The organism is Streptococcus dentapri (assembly GCF_042649885.1).
Classification (GTDB): domain Bacteria; phylum Bacillota; class Bacilli; order Lactobacillales; family Streptococcaceae; genus Streptococcus; species Streptococcus dentapri.
On record NZ_JBHSAC010000025.1, the window covers coordinates 1 to 18,944 of the forward strand.

Annotated in this window: 21 protein-coding genes; 19 read left to right on the forward strand and 2 right to left on the reverse strand. The window is 40.9% G+C overall.

The features are described from left to right. The 16 genes from ACFOSE_RS02770 to ACFOSE_RS02845 form a co-directional block, all read left to right on the forward strand. Positions 1 to 1,629 (forward strand): FtsK/SpoIIIE domain-containing protein (locus ACFOSE_RS02770; protein WP_380430217.1); only part of this gene is annotated, 1,629 nt, incomplete at its 5' end. Beyond that, entirely contained in the window at positions 1,622 to 1,981 is a 360-nt protein-coding gene (locus ACFOSE_RS02775; protein WP_380430220.1) for a hypothetical protein, read from the forward strand. The genes ACFOSE_RS02770 and ACFOSE_RS02775, both read left to right, overlap by 8 nt. Before the next feature lie 24 nt (positions 1,982 to 2,005). Beyond that, positions 2,006 to 4,135: a hypothetical protein gene (locus ACFOSE_RS02780; protein ID WP_380430222.1), complete on the forward strand. Its 2,130-nt coding sequence runs from the start codon at positions 2,006 to 2,008 to the stop codon at positions 4,133 to 4,135. Positions 4,136 to 4,145: 10 nt separating this feature from the next. Further along, the gene (locus ACFOSE_RS02785; RefSeq protein ID WP_380430224.1) at positions 4,146 to 5,153 is read left to right on the forward strand and encodes a hypothetical protein; all 1,008 of its coding nucleotides are present in this window, start codon (positions 4,146 to 4,148) and stop codon (positions 5,151 to 5,153) included. Further along, on the forward strand, positions 5,116 to 5,547 hold the full coding sequence (locus tag ACFOSE_RS02790; protein WP_380430227.1) for a hypothetical protein: 432 nt from the start codon (positions 5,116 to 5,118) through the stop codon (positions 5,545 to 5,547). Before ACFOSE_RS02785 ends, ACFOSE_RS02790 begins: the two co-directional genes overlap by 38 nt. Positions 5,548 to 5,557: 10 nt before the next feature. Next, positions 5,558 to 6,568 (forward strand): hypothetical protein, encoded by a 1,011-nt coding sequence (locus ACFOSE_RS02795; RefSeq protein WP_380430229.1) that lies wholly within the window; start codon positions 5,558 to 5,560, stop codon positions 6,566 to 6,568. Then, on the forward strand, positions 6,531 to 6,962 hold the full coding sequence (locus ACFOSE_RS02800; protein WP_380430230.1) for a hypothetical protein: 432 nt from the start codon (positions 6,531 to 6,533) through the stop codon (positions 6,960 to 6,962). Before ACFOSE_RS02795 ends, ACFOSE_RS02800 begins: the two co-directional genes overlap by 38 nt. 102 nt (positions 6,963 to 7,064) lie before the next feature. Beyond that, complete coding sequence (locus tag ACFOSE_RS02805) at positions 7,065 to 7,997, forward strand: hypothetical protein (protein WP_380430233.1); 933 nt, start codon at positions 7,065 to 7,067, stop codon at positions 7,995 to 7,997. A 40-nt stretch (positions 7,998 to 8,037) separates the two neighbouring features. Further along, positions 8,038 to 8,346 (forward strand): hypothetical protein, encoded by a 309-nt coding sequence (locus ACFOSE_RS02810; protein ID WP_380430235.1) that lies wholly within the window; start codon positions 8,038 to 8,040, stop codon positions 8,344 to 8,346. Between the two features lie 12 nt (positions 8,347 to 8,358). Continuing rightward, positions 8,359 to 9,363: a hypothetical protein gene (locus ACFOSE_RS02815; RefSeq protein ID WP_380430237.1), complete on the forward strand. Its 1,005-nt coding sequence runs from the start codon at positions 8,359 to 8,361 to the stop codon at positions 9,361 to 9,363. 112 nt (positions 9,364 to 9,475) lie between these two features. Further along, positions 9,476 to 9,814, forward strand: coding sequence for a hypothetical protein (locus ACFOSE_RS02820; RefSeq protein WP_380430239.1), 339 nt, complete (start codon positions 9,476 to 9,478; stop codon positions 9,812 to 9,814). A 455-nt stretch (positions 9,815 to 10,269) separates the two neighbouring features. Continuing rightward, positions 10,270 to 10,968 (forward strand): cell wall-active antibiotics response protein LiaF, encoded by a 699-nt coding sequence (gene liaF, locus ACFOSE_RS02825; RefSeq protein ID WP_380430242.1) that lies wholly within the window; start codon positions 10,270 to 10,272, stop codon positions 10,966 to 10,968. Beyond that, positions 10,965 to 11,990, forward strand: coding sequence for a sensor histidine kinase (locus ACFOSE_RS02830; protein ID WP_380430244.1), 1,026 nt, complete (start codon positions 10,965 to 10,967; stop codon positions 11,988 to 11,990). Before liaF ends, ACFOSE_RS02830 begins: the two co-directional genes overlap by 4 nt. Then, on the forward strand, positions 11,974 to 12,618 hold the full coding sequence (locus tag ACFOSE_RS02835) for a response regulator (RefSeq protein WP_380430247.1): 645 nt from the start codon (positions 11,974 to 11,976) through the stop codon (positions 12,616 to 12,618). Before ACFOSE_RS02830 ends, ACFOSE_RS02835 begins: the two co-directional genes overlap by 17 nt. A gap of 112 nt (positions 12,619 to 12,730) precedes the next feature. Beyond that, positions 12,731 to 14,128, forward strand: a complete 1,398-nt coding sequence (locus ACFOSE_RS02840; protein WP_380430249.1) for a bifunctional Cof-type HAD-IIB family hydrolase/peptidylprolyl isomerase — start codon at positions 12,731 to 12,733, stop codon at positions 14,126 to 14,128. Then, positions 14,128 to 14,478 carry a S1 RNA-binding domain-containing protein gene (locus ACFOSE_RS02845; protein ID WP_380430252.1) on the forward strand — a complete coding sequence of 117 codons (351 nt, stop codon included), beginning with the start codon at positions 14,128 to 14,130 and terminating at the stop codon, positions 14,476 to 14,478. Before ACFOSE_RS02840 ends, ACFOSE_RS02845 begins: the two co-directional genes overlap by 1 nt. A 64-nt stretch (positions 14,479 to 14,542) precedes the next feature. On the opposite strand, the gene cysK is transcribed toward ACFOSE_RS02845, so the two are convergent. Further along, positions 14,543 to 15,469: a cysteine synthase A gene (gene cysK, locus ACFOSE_RS02850; protein WP_380430254.1), complete on the reverse strand. Its 927-nt coding sequence runs from the start codon at positions 15,467 to 15,469 to the stop codon at positions 14,543 to 14,545. A 97-nt stretch (positions 15,470 to 15,566) separates the two neighbouring features. After that, a complete protein-coding gene (locus tag ACFOSE_RS02855; protein WP_380430257.1) occupies positions 15,567 to 16,199 on the reverse strand; it encodes a YigZ family protein in 633 nt (210 codons plus the stop codon). Between the two features lie 45 nt (positions 16,200 to 16,244). Between ACFOSE_RS02855 and ACFOSE_RS02860 the strand changes: the two genes are divergently transcribed. The 3 genes from ACFOSE_RS02860 (at position 16,245) to hpf (ending at position 18,835) form a co-directional block, all read left to right on the forward strand. Further along, positions 16,245 to 17,543: a DEAD/DEAH box helicase gene (locus ACFOSE_RS02860; RefSeq protein WP_380430260.1), complete on the forward strand. Its 1,299-nt coding sequence runs from the start codon at positions 16,245 to 16,247 to the stop codon at positions 17,541 to 17,543. Continuing rightward, the gene (locus ACFOSE_RS02865; protein WP_380430262.1) at positions 17,544 to 18,212 is read left to right on the forward strand and encodes a ComF family protein; all 669 of its coding nucleotides are present in this window, start codon (positions 17,544 to 17,546) and stop codon (positions 18,210 to 18,212) included. Positions 18,213 to 18,286: 74 nt separating this feature from the next. Beyond that, positions 18,287 to 18,835 carry a ribosome hibernation-promoting factor, HPF/YfiA family gene (gene hpf / locus ACFOSE_RS02870; RefSeq protein ID WP_380430264.1) on the forward strand — a complete coding sequence of 183 codons (549 nt, stop codon included), beginning with the start codon at positions 18,287 to 18,289 and terminating at the stop codon, positions 18,833 to 18,835. The last annotated feature ends 109 nt before the right edge of the window (positions 18,836 to 18,944 follow it).

Sequence of the window (18,944 nt, forward strand, 5' to 3'; positions counted from 1 at the left end):
GTAGCCAAAGACAGACAGATCACCCAGCTGGCCCAGCCTTGGCTGCCGCCGCTGAAAGAGAGGATTTATCTAAAGAAAACAGCCTTCCAAAAGGCTTGGAATTCTTCAGCTTCTGATTTACGTTTTGCAGTTGGTATGGCCGACATGCCTTATGCCCAGAAACAGGAGGCGGTCTCGATCGATCTGATTCATGACGGACATGTGGCTCTCTATGGCGGTCCCAGCACTGGTAAAACGACCTTCTTGCAAACCGCTATTCTTGATTTAGTCCGGCATTATTCGCCCAGAGATTTAGAGCTTTATTTGATTGACTTTGGAACTAACGGACTGTCGGTTTTCAGGTCCTTCCCACAAGTGGCTGATACTTTTTCTATGGATCAGCCGGATAAGCTGATCAAATTAATCCAGCGGCTTAAAGCTTTGCACAGCCAGCGTAAGCGACTATTAGCCAAAGATGGGGCAGCTACTCTGGAAGTCTATCAAGAGCTGACCGGCAAGCATCTGCCACATATCGTGGTGGTCTTGGACAATTATGATGCTATGAAAAATGAAGCTTTTGAGACGGCCTTGGTCAACGAATTAATTATATTAGCTCGTGAGGGTATTGCTTTAGGTATGCATTTGATGCTGACAGCAGGGCGTCAGCTTAACGTTCGGATTGCCCTGCATTCTAATATCAAGATGCAGCTCGTACTGCATCAAAATGACTCCAGTGACATCACGAATGTCGTGGGAAGTACACCCTATCGCCATATGGACGATATTAAGGGCCGGGCTCTGATGGCTAGAGAAGAAGTGGATATGGTGCAGTTTTATCTGCCGCTTCAGGCCAAGGACTCGGCGGCCTTCCTGCAGGCTTTGAAAACCGAAGCTAAGCAGATGCAGGAGGCTTGGACTGGCGATCTGCCGCGGGCGATTCCAATGGTTCCTGACATCTTGGTACTTGAGGAATTCCGTCGGCGTAAAGACTACCAGCAGGCCCTACATGACGGTCATTTGGCCTTAGGTCTGCATAAGGATACGGTAGAGCTGATCAGCTGGAAACGCCGCCAATCCAATCTGCTCTATTTGAGCAATGACCAGGAACATCAAAAGCTGTTTTTGAGTTATGCCTTGGAAAATCTAGACTTATCTGATGAACAGGTTTTTGTCTTTGCCCCGCCTTTGCACCTCTTGCCAGAGGATGACCGCTATGAGCTGGTTTCGGATATAAAAGAGATCAGTGAGCTGTTGGAGGCGAGTGAATTTCGCTTAAAAGAAAAAGTTAAGGCCAATGATAGGGAAAAAGAGAATCTGTTTGTTTTTTATGATTTTGCCAATCTCATTTCTCAGCTGGATCGCAAGGCCCAGCACCATTTGACCTATATTTTGGATAAGGGGCGTCAGGCTGGATACAGCAGTTTGATCTTGTCTGATACAGTCCTAGCCAATCGGATTGATGTCGCAAGCAAGTTTGTCAAAACGACCAAGCAGATGGTGTTTGATATGAAGCTTGGAGACCAAGGTATTTTGACTCCAAGCAACAAACCTAAACAAGAAAGCCCATTAGGTTTCCAAGAACAATGGTATTTAGAGGATAAAAAAGCTTCTAAAATGCAAGTAACTTACATAGGAGAAGACAATGAGTGATAATGACAAAGCCGCTTTAAAAGCGAAAATTAATCAGGCAGAAAGTTTATCGGCTCAAGCTTCCGCCAAAGCAGAAGCGATTATGAAAGCCATCCTTTTGGTCTCACGTGCCTCGACTAAGGTGGAGTGGACGCTCAAGAGCCATTCTAATATCAAAGAAAACTACAAATTAGCTGGCAAGCCTTATGCCGATATGTCGGAAAATGAAGAAAAGATCGCAACGACTGCCAGTAAGGATTTGGACGGCAAGCGCGACGATCTGTTGGCTGACTTGCAAAGCGCCTATTCTGCAGCGAAGACTAATGCAGATATCGCAAGTGCTAGCGTCGCAGCTCTCAAAAGTCAGCTTTAGTCAAATATAGAAAAGGAGGATACTATGGCAGAAACAGAAACCTTTCCGAAAGTAGAAGATATCGGTGGCTTGGGTGACTATGCCCAGCAGATTTACCAGTTTACCGACAGCTACAGCACAGCTGCCAATAAGACTTACCGCACTTATACGACCACCTTTGAAGAAAATGATCAGCAGGGTCAGGTGATTACCGCCTTTATGAATAAGCTCAACACCATGCAGTCCCAGCTGTTTGATCAGTTTCCGGTGGCTTTGGATACCTATGCCCAGACAGTTGGTGACTATGAAGGAGCCTTGACAGGACTGGGATTTCAGAGCCGCATGTGGTCTAAGCTGTCCGGTGCTGAAAGCTTAAAGCAGATCTATTCAGCTGGCGGCAGCCAGATTGAGGCGCTTAACGAGACAATAACCAGTCTCAAGTCGACTTTTGACACGGCTGCAGCAGTCGCTGAGGTGGAAGCTCCAGATTTGAATGCTATCAAAGAGACAGCGACTACAGATTTCTCAACCGCCGGCACTAAGCGCACGACCATGGCCAGCAATGTCGAGACGGCCTGGACTAGCTTCACCAGCAATCTGACCTCACAGGCAGCTGTGATTCAGGGCTTTGAGCAGGTGATTAACAATGCCCGCTACATGGGGGAGTGGAGCCCCAAGGAAGTCTATGCGGCCATCAAGCGCGGGGACTTTACCGCTGATGAGATGTATTATATCGACGCCATCTCCAGCAAGGAGGACGGCCAGGCCTTAAAAGCCATCATGGGCGAGGACCCCGGGAAGGTGACAGATATCAATCCTGATAAGGTCAGCAAAGGGCTGTATGATGTGGCCGCTGATGAGATGACTGACTGGATGGAAGAAGGCGCTAAGCTGGGCGGGGAGAACCGCTACAGCAAGAAATACGACAAACTGTTTGAGGCTTTAAATAAAAATGATACGGACCAGAACAACAAGTGGTTTCTTAATCTCTTAGAAGCCGGCGACCGCCGCGCAACGCTCTTAATGGCGGAAATGACCCGTATCTATGATGCGGATCCCAGCCAGCTGAACAGTGAGCAGATGCAAGCCCTTCAAACCCGTCTGGAAGCCTATAACAATTACCTAGGTGTTTTCAATTCAGCAGCTTATCTGGAAGTCGGCAGCTACACTAAAGAGGGTAAAAAAACAGGGCCTGAGCAAATCTACACTAGCTATCATCATGACGTCGCCCTATCCAATTTCAGTTTTGATAATAATGGCCGAGGGATCAGTTTTGATTATGCGAATAAGAGCTATAGCGTCCAGAAGGCAGATAAGAAGACAGGTCTGCCTAAGGGTTCTGAAATTGGTGCAAGAATATATGAAAATGGCGATTGGACGGGAGATGATCCGAAACGTTTCCACAGCGGTGAGGTGTATGACCAGGTCGGCGCCCAGGTTAAATCAGATTCCAAAGAATACGCGGAACTGCAGAAGGCCAGGAAAAAGGCTCTGGATAACTATACCAAGGAAGTGTCTAAAGCCATTGCATCAGGTGCCCTGACCTCCCTCAATCCAGCCGCCGGCTTGACCTTTAACGTCCTGTCCAACATGGCTGACGGCAATCTGGGGGCGGCTTCCAGCTCAGCTGTCGGAGACCCAACGGCCGCCAAATCCCTGGCGGACAGCTTTGACGCAACGGTTGAGTATATGAACAAGGTCAACGAGATTAATATGGCTGAAAAAGCCTCTGGAAGCGATCCTGCCAGTGGCCGCAATGGCTATCTGGATAAGGGGACCTGGTACCTGGATGATGTCACCGGCAAAAATTCCTCGACAATGGCCTACTCGACGGATCATTACTACGATTTTAACGCCACCTTAAGACTTCGCGAGATGGATACCAAAGGAGCCGTGGGCTATGTAGAGTCCAGAGGAATTGATACAAAAGGTCAATCAACTAGTGAGTATATCAAAGAGACAATCTACGAGGCTGAAAAGATGAAAAATCGTGGCAAGGATCCGAATCTTGATTCAACTGTTGTGGCCTACCTAGCGGGAGATCCTAGTGTTCAGCTCTCTGATTTAGATGCCACTCAAATCAGTAATATGGAAAAGTATTTAGGTGATTTAGGTTCGGAAACGAGTGGAGAAGATTATAGAGACTATTTGGAAGATACATATGAGTATCACTAGGAGGCCTTCTATGACAACGAAAAAAAAATTATTTCTTACCTTCCTGGCCCTTTCTGTCACAGCCCTTGGCGCCTATATCTTTTATTTGGACTATACCGGTAATATGAAAGAGCACTACGGGAGCTATATTGCCTATACCGGTCAAGTTGAATTGGATGATTACGCCTTCATTGACAAGGGTCATGCGGTGGTGACTCATTTTAAACAAAAGCAGACCAAGGATTTGGAAAAGATGAAGAAATACGGAAAACGCTCGGTCCTGAAAGAAAGCTCCCCTCGTTCTATTGTGACGAGTTCAGACTATCTTATTTTGCTTACTGCCAATCTAAAAGGAGATTATGCCCCCGATCGGTATCAGCCCGATCATATTAAAAGGAAAAAGGGTGAAACTTGGGAACTAGTTATTTATAAACGCGTGGGAGATCGCCTGAGAAAATCAACAATCGATTTGTTTGACTTGCAATCCTCAGTTAATAATTCTATCATAGTAAATGACACTTTGGTTCGTTTAAATAATGGACATGTAGGATTGAGTATAACATTGGGGTGGTTTAAATCTGCTTATCTTGATCTCATAACACATAAAGTCGTTGATAAGTCTTCTTATCATTCTACAATCACAGCCTTTGGTGGTAATATTTTGGAGAACATAGTATATTCAGATACAGGAAAAAACGATGTAAATAGATATGCGGATGTTGGTTTATTAGGAGGCGTGTATGCATTTCCTTTTGATGCCAACAAATTAAAAAGCCAAGAAACTCATCTTTCTATTGCCTCCCAATACCCTGAAGCTTATCAGCTGCTTCTGAAGGATAACAGCTATTTATCCATAATGGTGGATGATACGAAGTCTAATGTTAAGGCTTATGCTTCTGTTCTAGGGCTGTTTAACAAGGATGGGGAAGCCGGAGTCTTCAAAGATCTTCCTATTTCCAAGAATAATTCTGTTGATAAACAAGAACACACTGTTAATTCTTATGAAGAGTTTATGCAGTATTATAATTTTTCAAGATAAAAGCCCTTTAGCTCAGATTCTTGTCGGCTTTTCCAGTGCTAGTAAAAATTCCTCGACAATGGCTTACTCGACGGATCATTACTACGATTTTAACGCCACCTTAAGACTTCGCGAGATGGATACCAAAGGAGCCGTGGGCTATGTCGCTCAAAAACGGGGAATAAGTGAAGCAGAGGCCAGAAACTACATTAAGACAACTCTTGAAAATCAGGCTGATGATGAAGTGGTTCGTTATTTAGCAGGAGATCCTAGTGTTCAGCTCTCTGATTTAACTGCCAAGCAAATCAATGATATGGACATGTATTTAGGTGAATTAAGTCAGCCAGGTCAGGAAACGAGCGCAGAAGGCTACAGAGACTATTTGGAAGATACATATGAATATGAGTATGAATAGGAGGCCTTCTATGACGACGAAAAAAAAATTATTTCTCACCTTTCTGGCCCTCTCTGTCACAGCCCTTGGTGCCTATATCTTTTATCTGGATTATACCGGCAATATGAAAGAGTATTATGGCGCCTACGATACCTATACCGGTCAATTTGAGATTGATGACTATGCCTTCATCGACAAGGGGCATGCGGTGGTGACTCATTTTAAGCAAAAACAGACCAAGGATTTGGCAAAGATGAAGAAGTATGGGAAGCGCTCGGTCCTGAAAAAAAGCTCCCCTCGTCCTATTGTGACGAGTTCAGACTATCTTATTTTGCTTACTGCCAATCTAAAAGGAAATTCTGGCTCCTATCCGTATAGTCGCCCTGATCATCTTAAAAGGAAAAAGGGTGAAACACGGGACCTGGTTATTTATAAACGCGAGGGAGATCACCTGAGAAAATCAACACTCAATTTGTTTGACTTGCAATCCTCAGTTAATAATACTATCGGAGTAAATGAGACTTTGGTTCGTTTAAATAATGGACATGTAGGATTGAGTATAACATTGGGGTGGTTTAAATCTGCTTATCTTGATCTCATAACACATAAAGTCGTTGATAAGTCTTCTTATCATTCTACAATTACCTCCTTTGGTGGTAATATTTCGAGGAATATAGTATATTCAGGTACCGGAAAGAATCGTGTAAATAGATATGCGGATGTTGGTTTATTAGGAGGCGTGTATGCATTTCCTTTTGAGGCCAACAAATTAAAAAGCCAAGAAACTCATCTTTCTATTGCCTCCCAATACCCTGAAGCTTATCAGCTGCTTCTGAAGGATAACAGCTATTTATCTATGATGGCGGATGATACGAAGTCTAATGTTAAGGCTTATGCTTCTGTTCTAGGGCTGTTTAACAAGGATGGGGAAGCCGGAGTCTTTAAAGACCTGACGATTTCTGAATTTTATACCGTTGACAAACAAGAACACACCGTTAATTCTTATGAAGAGTTTATGCGGTATTATAATTTTTCAAGCTAAAAGCCCTTTAGCTCAGATTCTTGTCGGCTTTTCCAGTGCTAGTAAAAATTCCTCGACAATGGCCTACTCGACGGATCACTACTACGATTTTAACGCCACCTTAAGACTTCGCGAGATGGATACCAAAGGAGCCGTGGGCTATGTCGCTCAGACTCAGGGAATAAGTGAAGCAGAGGCCAGAAAGACCATTAAGGAGACTCTTAAAGCTAAGGCTGATGATGAGGTGATTCGTTATTTAGCAGGAGATCCTAGTGTTCAGCTCTCTGATTTAGATGCCACTCAAATCAATGATATGGAAGAGTATTTAGATGAGTTAAGTCAGCCAGGTCAGAAAATGAGCGCAGAAGGTTACAGAAACTATTTGGAAGATACATATGAATATAAGTATGAATAGGAGGCCTTCTATGACAACGAAAAAAAATTATTTCTAACCTTTCTGGCCCTCTCTGTCACAGCCCTTGGCGCCTATATCTTTTATCTGGACTATACTGGCAATATGAAAGAATACTATGGGGCCTACGATACCTATACCGGTCAATTTGAGATTGATGACTATGCCTTCATCGACAAGGGGCATGCGGTGGTGACTCATTTTAAGCAAAAACAGACCAAGGATTTGGAAAAGATGAAGAAATACGGAAAGCGCTCAGTCCTGAAAAAAAGCTCCCCTCGTCCTATTGTGACGAGTTCAGACTATCTTATTTTGCTTAATGCCAATCTAAAAGGTGTTTATGACAGCGATCCGTATCAGCCTGATCATCTTAAAAAGAAAAAGGGTGAAAAGTGGGAGCTGCTTATTTATAAACGCGAAGGGGACCATCTGAGAAAATCAACACTTGATTTGTTTCAATTAAGGGAACCGACAAAAGGCACTCTTTCGATATATGGGCCAATCCTGCCGCTTCAGAATGGTCACAAGGGGTTAAAAGTTATTGTAAGTGCTAGCACACGTATTATTGATCTCACTACCCACAAACTGATGGATGGTAATGTCTATAAAGAAAGCATTGAAAATCCAAATAGTAGAGCGAACGAATTGGCTTATCAAGCTCTAGTCTATCCTGACCTCCCCGATGATGATAGCAATAATCGATTTAGAGATGTTGGGATGTCGGATTTTAGTACTTCTTATGCGTCCCTATTTGACTCTAAAAAATTGAAAAGCCAAGGTGCTAATCTTCCTATCGCCTCTCAATACCCTAAAGCCTATCAGCTGCTTTTAAAGGATAACAGTTACTTATCCATGATGGTGGATGATCTAAAAGTCGACACTAAAGCCAATGCTTCTGTTCTAGGGCTGTTTAACAAGGATGGCGAAGCCGGAGTCTTTAAAGACCTGCCGATTTCCGAGTTTCGTGCCGTTGACAAACAAGAACATACTGTTAATTCTTATGAAGAGTTTATGCGGTATTATAATTTTTCAAGATAAAAGCCCTTTAGTTCACAGGTTCTTGTCGGCTTTTCCAGAGTTGGCAAGAAGCCTACCGGCTGACGGCAATCTGGGGGCGGCTTCCCGCTCAGCTGTTGGAGACCCAACAGCCGCCAAATCCCTGGCAGACAGTTTTGACGCAACGGTTGAGTATATGAACAAGGTCAACGAGATTAATATGGCTGAAAAAGCCTCTGGAAGCGATCCTGCCAGTGGCCGCAATGGCCATTTGGATAAGGGAACCTGGTATCTGGATGATGCTTTAGATTATCGTAGTGATGATGGTAAGGTTCGTGATGACTTTATAGATGACCTAGGTGATAAATATCAGGTCAGTCCGACACAGTAGAAGGGGGTAAGCATGAGGTCATTTTTGAAGCGGCATTGGAAATCTCTGCTGGCAGTTGTCTGTCTGCTTATTTTCTCTTGCGGAAGCTATGTGGGGTATCAAGTCTATCATGAACACCAATTAAAAGACTATTATTCTAAATTCGTTTATTACAAATCACCTCAAAAGATAAAACATTATTCTTTCTTAAATGCCAAAACGGTAGCTGTTTCTTGGATAAATACTGATCCAATATCAGAACAGTATATCTCCAACCACTCCAAAAAATATGTGAAGAAATTTGAAGAAGTCAGTTCAAATTATCTTATTAGAGATAAGATTAGATTAAGGGGGTATCCATCAAGCTATAGGACTATAGAACCAGCCTTTGATAGGAATATTCTACAAAAAGGGGAGTACTGGACAATCGAATTATATAAGGTTAATCAAAAAAGTATTAACCGCAAACCCATCAAAATCAATGTAGCAGATGTGGTTAGGAAAGTTAATAAACATTACGTTCCATATATGCTTAGTATCACCCGTACAAATGGGAAAGCCTATATCAGAGTTTCTTATTCGGATACAAATAAAAGATCTGGTGCCATCTTTATTGATATTGCGACTCAAAAAGTCGTTAATTCCAGTCAATTACAAGCTACTTCCTTTTTAGACAGAACAGCCGCTGACAGCTTTTATTATTTATCGGATTTAGATAATTATTTATCCAACCAAGGAATCAATTTTTATGACAATACTATCAGTCTGACTAAAAAAGGCATTAAAAACTCCAAGCAGTGGCAAATAGCTAAAAAATATCCTAAGGTCTATCAGATTCTCAAAAATGGCGGAAAACTCTATCTCATGCAAGATGGCACAGATATGGATGAGACAGCCAAGATATTGCAGCTCTTTACAAAGGAAGGAAACGACATCTTTGACGGCGTCAAAATTCCAGCTGAGTATACGACAGATGGTCAGGAGCACACCGTAAGATCTTATGAGGAGTTCAAGAAGTATTATAAGGTAGAGGGATAGGGAGTGATGTTCTAGTTAAAGAAAGATGCATAATACGCCATAATATACGATCTTGGCTTTTTGACTATAAAACCAAGCAGGTCACTTGTTATAACTGAAAGGAGAAAATTTAGTGAGTAGTACGAAAAAAATTGATACAGATGCATTAGCTAATGTAAAAAATTCTTATGAAGATCTTAGCAATCAAATCACAGATATTGGCGATGATACTTTAGATGCAACAGCTGCTGAAGCAATTCAATCAGGTAATACAGCTATTAAGGCAACAGCTGCTAATACTAAAGATATGCTGGAGTCTTTCGACAAATATCTAGGAGATGTTGCTGCAGCTTTTAAGGACGTTGATGACAAACTGGCTGAATCCATAGGTGATCCAACACCTGATACGTTAAATGATATTAAACATTCCGATTCCTATCAGCGTTTGGTTGGTAATAAAAAGAAAAAATAAGACTTTGTCTTAATTTCCTAAAAAATCATTTGCCTGTTCCATTATGGAAAACGTAAGAAAATCGGCTCTTTGCCTACTGTAGTAGGTAGAGCGTCCAACATCTAGGGAAGACCAGACCGGTCTTCTCTTTTTGAGATTAAGGGCAATGAGGATGTGCTTTTATGGAGTTTTCATCTTCCAAAAGCTAAAAATATTGCTGCTTAATAGTTCTGATCAGGAAGAAATTTTTTGACCTTATCACGGCTTTAGTCCTGTTTTTGTGACTGGTCTGCCTTTCATTATCTTATGGGATTTTTTATATCCTCAAAAGCTTCATAAACTCTTTCGTGGATATTATCGTAAATGATAGAGCTTGTTTTCTCCTTCTCGGGACCTATCTTGATTGATATTATTGTTAGAGCGGCTGCAATTTCAAGGGAATTTTGATACAATGACAGATAAACGAAAGGATGTCAATGAAAAAATTTCAGTTCTTTTTACTAGTTGAAGCCTTGCTGCTAACAGGGGCTTTACTGACAATTTTATCTGATAACTTGATTGCTTTTATCCTAATTCTGGCGCTTACTCTAATGGCTCTCTCATTTTTTAACAGGGATAATCGCGGTAGCTTCTTGTTAACGATTAGCTGTCTCTTTCTCTTTTTGGTGTTTATGCTCAATCCTTACATGATTGCAGCTATCTTACTGGCCGTTGCCTATACTATTATCAATCACTTTTCTGAGGTTAAACACCGCAATCGATACGCTGTTTTAGAGTTTGAAAAGGATAATCTTTCAGTTGCTCCTAAACCCAATCAGTGGATTGGTGCGAGCCGTCACATCAGTCAGGATTTTTACACTTTTGATGATATCAATGTTATCCGTGTCAGCGGCTCTGATACTATTGATTTGACTAAGGTCATTGTTAGTGGACGTGATAATGTGATTCTTATTAGAAAAATTTATGGTCCTACTAAGATTTTAGTTCCAAGAGACGTAGCTGTTAAACTGGATGTCAGTTCTATTTACGCTAGTGTTTCTTACCTAGGTTTTCCTGAATATGATCTACGCAATCAATCCATCAGGATGGAACAAGAAGATGACAAGGAATTGTTGCGTTCTGTCAAGATTGTCGTCAATGTTCTAGCTGGTTCAGTCGAGGTGGTACGTTCATGAAACGCAATGATTTTCTCTTAATACTTCTATACGTATGTGTTACCATAGGCTTTATTATCTTTATTATTTTTGATAGTTTAAATCTGGATGCGGCAAATATATTTGCCAATGTGAGGGTTTTAGAGAAGTTTCTCTTTTCTGTTATTCTACTGATGTTTTCCATCAGTTTCTTATTAATCCTCGTTTGGTTGGTGGTTGATGATAACAGCAAGCGCCACCTAAATAAAAGTCTGCGTCGGATTATCAATAATCAACCGATTTCAAGGCAACCAGAGTCTGAAATTGGAAAAAATGTTGAGCGCTTGTCTAGGAAGATGAGCCGGATTACAGCCAATCTGCAAAAGACGGAGAATGCCTATATTTCTAATAGTCGTACTCTAGTCACTCAAGAACGCAAACGGATTGCTCGTGACCTTCACGATACTGTCAGTCAGGAATTATTTGCCTCCTCCATGATGCTCTCGGGCGTGGCGCAAAATTTGGATAATATTGACAAAGATCAGCTTAAAGAGCAGCTAAGCCTGATTGAAAGCGCACTTATCAGTGCTCAGAATGACTTACGGATTATGCTTCTACATCTGCGGCCAACTGAGTTGGAAGGGCGTACCCTGTCAGAAGGGATTTCTATATTGCTTAGGGAGCTGAAAGATAAAAGTAATATTGAGGTCATCTATAAAGAAGACATCACCCAGCTGCCTAAGATTATTGAGGATAACCTTTTTAGAATAGCCCAAGAGTTCATTTCAAATACCTTAAAACATGCCCATGCCAGTCGTCTGGAAGTTTATCTATATCAAACAGAAAATGAAGTCCAGTTTAAGATGGTTGATAATGGGGAAGGTTTTGATATGGATGCTAGCCGAGAGTTGAGCTATGGTTTGAAAAACATTCAGGATCGTGTTGATGATCTAGCTGGTACAATGACCATGCTAAGCAGCAAAGGTAAGGGTGTTTCCATGGATATCCGCCTGCCAATTTTAGAAGATAAAGAAGGGGAAGAAAAAAATGACGCAGAAGACTAAGATTATTCTAGTAGATGACCATGAGATGGTTCGAATGGGATTGAAAAGTTTTTTCAATATGCAACCTGATATTGAAGTTGTCGGGGAAGCGGACAATGGTCGTCAAGGTGTCAATCTAGCTTTGGAGCTAAGACCAGATGTTGTTGTGATGGATTTGGTCATGCCTGAGATGGATGGTGTTGAAGCAACCTTAGCCATCTTAAGGGAGTGGAAGCAGGCTAAAATTTTGGTCTTGACCTCCTATTTGGACAACGAAAAGATTTATCCTGTCATCGAAGCAGGAGCTAAAGGCTATATGTTAAAAACGTCCAGTGCGGCCGAAATTCTTAATAGTATTCGTAAAGTTGCTAAGGGAGAGTTGGCTATTGAGACTGAAGTGGATCAAAAGATTCAGTACCATAATCAGCATCCGGAACTTCATGATGAATTGACAGCCCGTGAACGCGATGTCTTGCGCCTTCTAGCCAAGGGTTATGATAACCAGACGATTGCAGATGAGCTCTTCATCTCGCTTAAAACTGTTAAAACACACGTTTCCAACATCTTGGCAAAATTAAATGTAGAAGATCGTACTCAGGCTGTCGTCTACGCCTTTAGACATAGCTTGGTACCACAGGAAGACGAATAAAACAAGGACAAATAGGAAATCTCTCATAAAAAATCTGCAAGAAAAAGCAGAGGTCACCTGCATACAGCTAAAAATAAGCAGAAATGATATAATAACGACTGGTGAGGAATCTATGGACGCAAAAACAAAATATAAAGCAAAAAAGATAAAAATAATATTCTTTGATATTGATGATACTTTGCGTGTCAAAGATACGAGCTATATGCCTGCATCTATCCCTTATGTTTTTGAACAATTAAAAGCTAAAGGACTTGTTACGGGAATTGCTTCAGGTCGAGCTCGTTATGGGGTACCTGACGAAGTTTTGGATTTGAATGCTGATTATTGCGTTAAGCTCAATGGAGCCTACGTCAAAGATCATAAGAAAAACATTATTTTTAAACGCCCGATTCCAGCTCATTTAGTTGAAGAGTATAAGACTTGGGCCGATGAGGTTGGCATCCACTATGGTCTAGCAGGTCGTCATGAAGCGGTTCTATCCCATCGTAATGACATGATTAACAAGGCTATGGACAATGTTTATCCGGGACTTGAGGTTGATCCTGATTTCAATAAAGATCACGAAGTTTACCAGATGTGGACCTTTGAGGACATCGGGGATGATTTACAGCTGCCTGAAAAGTTGGCTGAACAGCTGCGTCTGGTACGTTGGCATGATCATTCATCTGATGTTGTTCTCAAAGGAACTTCAAAAGCTCTGGGGGTTGCTAAAGTGGTAGAGCATTTAGGCTTGAAGCCTGAAAATGTTCTGGTTTTTGGCGATGAATTAAATGACATGGAACTCTTTGATTATGCTGGACTCGCAATTGCTATGGGGGTCTCCCATCCGGAATTGCAGAAAAAAGCAGATTTTGTGACAAAAAAAGTAGAAGAAGACGGTATTTTATATGCCTTGGAGGAACTAGGTTTGGTAGAAAAAGAATTACAATTTCCACAATTGCATTTAGATGATGTTCAAGGTCCTGAAGCGACGATTAAAACTAATATGGGTGATTTACGTGTCAAGCTCTTTGCAGAACATGCACCCAAAACAGTAGCTAACTTTATCGCCCTAGCCAAAGATGGCTATTATGATGGGGTGATCTTCCACCGTATTATCCCCGATTTTATGATTCAAGGCGGTGATCCTACTGGTACAGGTATGGGCGGCGAATCTATTTATGGAGAGCGCTTTGAAGATGAGTTTTCCGAAGAACTTTATAATCTACGCGGGGCACTTTCCATGGCTAATGCTGGTCCTAATACCAATGGTAGCCAATTTTTCATTGTACAAAATAAAAACTTCCCTCACTCTGCTAAAGAGTTAAAACGCAGCGGTTGGCCAGAAGCTATTGCTGATGCTTATGTTCTTGGTGGGACACCGCACCTTGATCGTCGCCATACAGTCTTTGGACAATTGGCCGATGAAGCATCCTTTGAAGTACTTGATAAAATTGCTGCTGTTGAAACTGGCGCTCAAGATAAACCAGTTGATGATGTCGTCATTGAAGCAGTTGAGGTTTTTGACTGATGAAAATTGGTGAAAAATATAAGGGGACAATCACAGGGATCAAACCCTACGGCGCTTTTGTTGGTCTAGAAAATGGAACAACAGGGTTAATTCATATCTCGGAAATCACAACAGGCTATGTTGAAAACATCTATCAGGTGCTAAAAATAGGGCAGGAAGTAGAAGTTCAAGTAGTCGATTATGATGAATACAGTAAAAAAGCCAGTCTATCATTGAGAACCTTGGAGGAAGAAAAACATCATTTTTCTCACCGCCACCGATTCTCAAACAGCCGTTATAAAATTGGTTTCAAACCACTAGCTGACAGTATGGATACTTGGATAAAAGAAGGTTTGGAATATCTCAAGTAACCACTACAGGTGTCATTCAATACAAAAAGTCTGAGACGAATCATCTCAGACTTTTCTTCTTGGATTAGTCAAAATCATAGTAGGCTGTTGATAGATAACGCTCACCATTATCAGGCAGAATAGCCAAAACTTTTTTGCCCGTTCCCAATTCTTTAGCCACCTTAATAGCAGCGGCAATGGCAGCAGCTGATGAGATACCGGCTAGGAAACCTTCTTTGCCGCCTACCTCACGACCGGTAGCAAAGGCTTCATCAGATGTAATACGAATAATGCCATCATAAGCGTTGGTATCAAGGGTTTCAGGAATAAATCCGGCTGAGATACCTTGAATTTTATGAGGACCGGGTTTTTCACCAGAAAGCACGGCTGACTCATCAGCTTCAACTGCATAAATTTTAACATCTGGATTAGTTTTCTTTAATGTGTGCGAAACACCAGAAATAGTGCCCCCAGTACCTACACCGGAAACAAAGGCATCAAGTCCAGTTGGGCCAAAAGCTTCAACGATCTCAGCTCCGGTTGTAACCTCGTGGATAGCTGGATTAGCCGGGTTGTTAAATTGAAGTGGCACCCATCCATTTTGTTTTTGAGCAATCTCTTGGGCCTTGCTAATAGCCCCCTTCATCCCCTCGCTACCAGGTGTCAATACTAATTCAGCTCCATAGGCTTGAATAATTTTACGGCGCTCAATACTCATGGTTTCTGGCATAACGATAATAACTTTATAGCCCTTAGCAGCACCAACCCAAGCCAGACCAATGCCAGTATTACCGCTGGTAGGTTCAACGATAGTATCTCCTGGTTTGAGTGTTCCATCTTTTACGGCAGCTTCAATCATAGCAAGAGCGATGCGGTCTTTAACTGAAAATCCAGGATTAAAAGATTCCAGTTTAACGTAAACATCAGCAGCTCCTTCTGGCACAATGTGATTTAATTTAACAATGGGAGTATCCCCGATGAGCTCTGTAATGTTATCATAAACCTTAGACATAAATTCACCTCTTAGCATAAAATTATGTCTTTAGTATAATCTGCCATAGAGATTCTGTAAAATATAAATTCTCTATCATAGCGATAGGGAATCATTATCAATTATTCATGGGTACTTCAACAATCTGATTGCCAGCCTTTTTAGTCGTCACCTTACCATTGTAAAACTCATTTAAATCTTCTATACAAGCAGTGGATTTTTCTGGATCTACAAAAATAGTCGATAGGACCCTGTCAGAAAACTCGGTCTCAGCTTCCTGTAACCGTTGGCTAGTTAGAAAGTTGGGGAAACTTTGATATTGGGAATAAGTGAGTTCAACTTGAATACCATCTTGCCTCTTAACCTCAACAATACCAATATCAGCGATGGCGTGTGCGACACAGCCGGAATAAGCGCGGATGAGTCCGCCTGTCCCAAGTTTTATACCACCGAAATAGCGAGTGACAACAGCAACAAGGTTTGTCAACTCCTGCTTTTCAAGAACGGTCAGCATAGGGATACCCGCGGTGCCGCTGGGTTCGCCATCATCGCTTGAACGCTTTATTTCCGATTTATCACCGATAATCATTGCAGAACAAGAATGGTTGGCTTTATGGTGTTCTTTTTTTATTTGAGCAATGTAATCACGAGCTTCTTGCTCACTACTTACTCGTTTCATGTGGCAAAGGAAACGTGATTTTTTTATAGTTTCTTCAATTATTTTATCTTGAGTGATTGTTTTATAAGCCATGAAAAAATTTTATCATATTTATTCCTTATACGAATAAATAAATATATGGATCATTTAGAAAATTATTATGGGCGCCAGTTTTTAGACTATCAATTATCACCTAAGCTAAAAGCAAGAGCCTATCAATTCCCTGCCACTTTTAAAAAAGCGGATCAATTATACTGTCGCCGCTGCAATAGTAGGTTGCTATCTGAGTGGTGTTTGCCAGACGGTTCTTACTACTGTCGTAATTGTATTGTTTTTGGAAGAATCACAACGGACAATAAGCTTTGTTATTTCCCCCAAGAAAATTTTAAAAGAGGAAACTATCTAAATTGGCAGGGTCAGTTGACATCTTACCAAGCAGAGATATCAGCTTTACTAGTTTCAGCTGTCAAAGCTAGAGAAAATATTCTGGTTCACGCTGTGACAGGATCAGGCAAGACAGAAATGATTTATAAGGTAGTTTCTCTAATCCTTGATAAAGGTGCTAGCGTGGCCTTGGTCAGCCCTAGGATTGATGTCTGCCGAGAACTGTATCAACGCTTTAAACGTGACTTTACCTGTCATATTTCTCTCCTTCACACCGATTCGGAGGAATATCATCGTGCTCCTTTGCTTATTTCAACCGTTCATCAACTTTTTAAATTTTATCAGGCCTTTGATCTCATCATTATTGATGAAGTGGATGCCTTTCCTTACGCTGATGATAAAGTGCTTTACCAGGCTGTTGCAAATGCTTTAAAATCGGATGGTTCCAAAATATTTCTAACAGCCACTTCTACGGATCACTTGGATAAAGAGGTGAAAAAGGGGCGTCTTAGGCGAGTTCATCTGGCCCGCCGCTTTCACGCCTACCCCTTGGTTGTACCTCGACCAGTCTGGTTATCCAACATTGAGAAGGCCATAAAAAATCGGAAACTACCATCAAAACTGCACTCAGATATTGCTAGACAAAGAAAGACGGGTTATCCTCTATTAGTTTTTTATCCCACTATCAAGGAGGGTGAAGAATTTGGCGACATCCTAAAAACTAATTTTCCGGATGAAAGGATCGGTTTTGTCTCTAGTCAGATGGAAAATCGTCTGAAACAGGTCCAAGACTTTAGGGAAGGAGAGCTAGATATTCTTATTTCAACAACAATTCTAGAGCGCGGTGTCACCTTTCCAGAAATTGATGTCTTTATCTTAAATGCTAATCATCGACTTTATACAAAATCTGCCCTTGTACAAATTAGCGGTCGTGTTGGCAGAAGCGATAGTCGTCCCATCGGTCTCTTAAATTTTTATCACGATGGGATAAGTAAACAGATGAAAAAAGCAATTAAGGATATCAAAGAGATGAATAAGAGAGGGGGTTTATAAGTGCTTTGTTTAATTTGTAGTAAATCAGTTAGTTCACAAAACCATTTCACTTCCTTAATTTTAACCCATCGAAAACAGGATACTATCTGCCCTGAGTGCTGGTCACAATTTGAAAGGATTGAAAGTCCTCATTGTCCTCACTGCTGCAAAGCAGGGATATCAGAAATCTGTCAAGATTGCCAATACTGGCAAAATAAAGGGAATTTAGTGGATCATCAGGCTCTATTTACCTATAATCAAGCAATGAAGAATTACTTTTCCTCTTATAAATTTCAAGGAGATTACCTATTAAGAAAGATCTTTTCCTCCCTAATCAAAAATGAATTGAAGAAATATAAAGACTATACCATAGTCCCTATTCCTTTGAGTGATACTAGTTATCATAAAAGGAGGTTTAATCAGGTCATAGGATTTCTTGATGACGGAGAAATTGCTTACCGAAATCTATTACTTGTCAATAAAAAAGATAAAGCCGCACAATCCAGTAAAAGAAAGGAAGAACGATTAAAAACCAAGCAATTTTTAAAAGTAAGAGACCAGCAAAAATTACCAAGTAAAATATTATTAGTAGATGATATTTATACAACAGGGGCAACTCTTGCATTAGCAAGAGAACTGCTAGATGAAAAGGGCGTGAAAACGATAAAAACTTTTTCATTGGCTCGCTAAAAATCCTTGCAAAATATTTCAAATATAGTAAAATGAAATAAAGAAAGCGTTTTAACGCAAGAAAGAGGAAGTCTATGATTAAATTTAGTATTCGTGGCGAAAACATTGAAGTGACCGAAGCTATCCGTGATTATGTAGAGTCAAAATTATCAAAAATTGAAAAATATTTTAATCAATCACAAGAGTTAAATGCCAAGATTAACCTAAAGGTCTATCGTGAAAAAACAGCCAAGGTTGAAGTGACAATTCCAGTAGGTTCAATTACACTTCGTGCTGAAGATGTTTCGCAAGACCTCTATGGCTCAATCGATTTAGTCTCAGATAAGATTGAACGCCAAATTCGTAAAAACAAAACTAAAATCGCTAAGAAACACCGCGAAAAAGTTCCGACAGGTGCGGTTTTCTCAGAAGAATTTGTTGCTGAAGCGGTAGAAGAAGTACCAGAAGCTAAAATTGTTCGTACCAAAAATATTGATTTGAAACCAATGGATGCAGAAGAGGCGATTTTACAAATGGATTTATTAGGCCATGACTTCTTCATCTACACAGATGCTGAAGATGCTACCACTAATGTTATTTATCGTCGTGAAGATGGTGATTACGGACTTATTGAAGCAAAATAAAAACGAAAACTCTGGAATTGCCAGAGTTTTTTAATATCTACTCGTGGTGCTAGTTAATTTCAAAATATCTCAAATTATAAGCCAGTATGATTTGTTCGATTCTCAATTG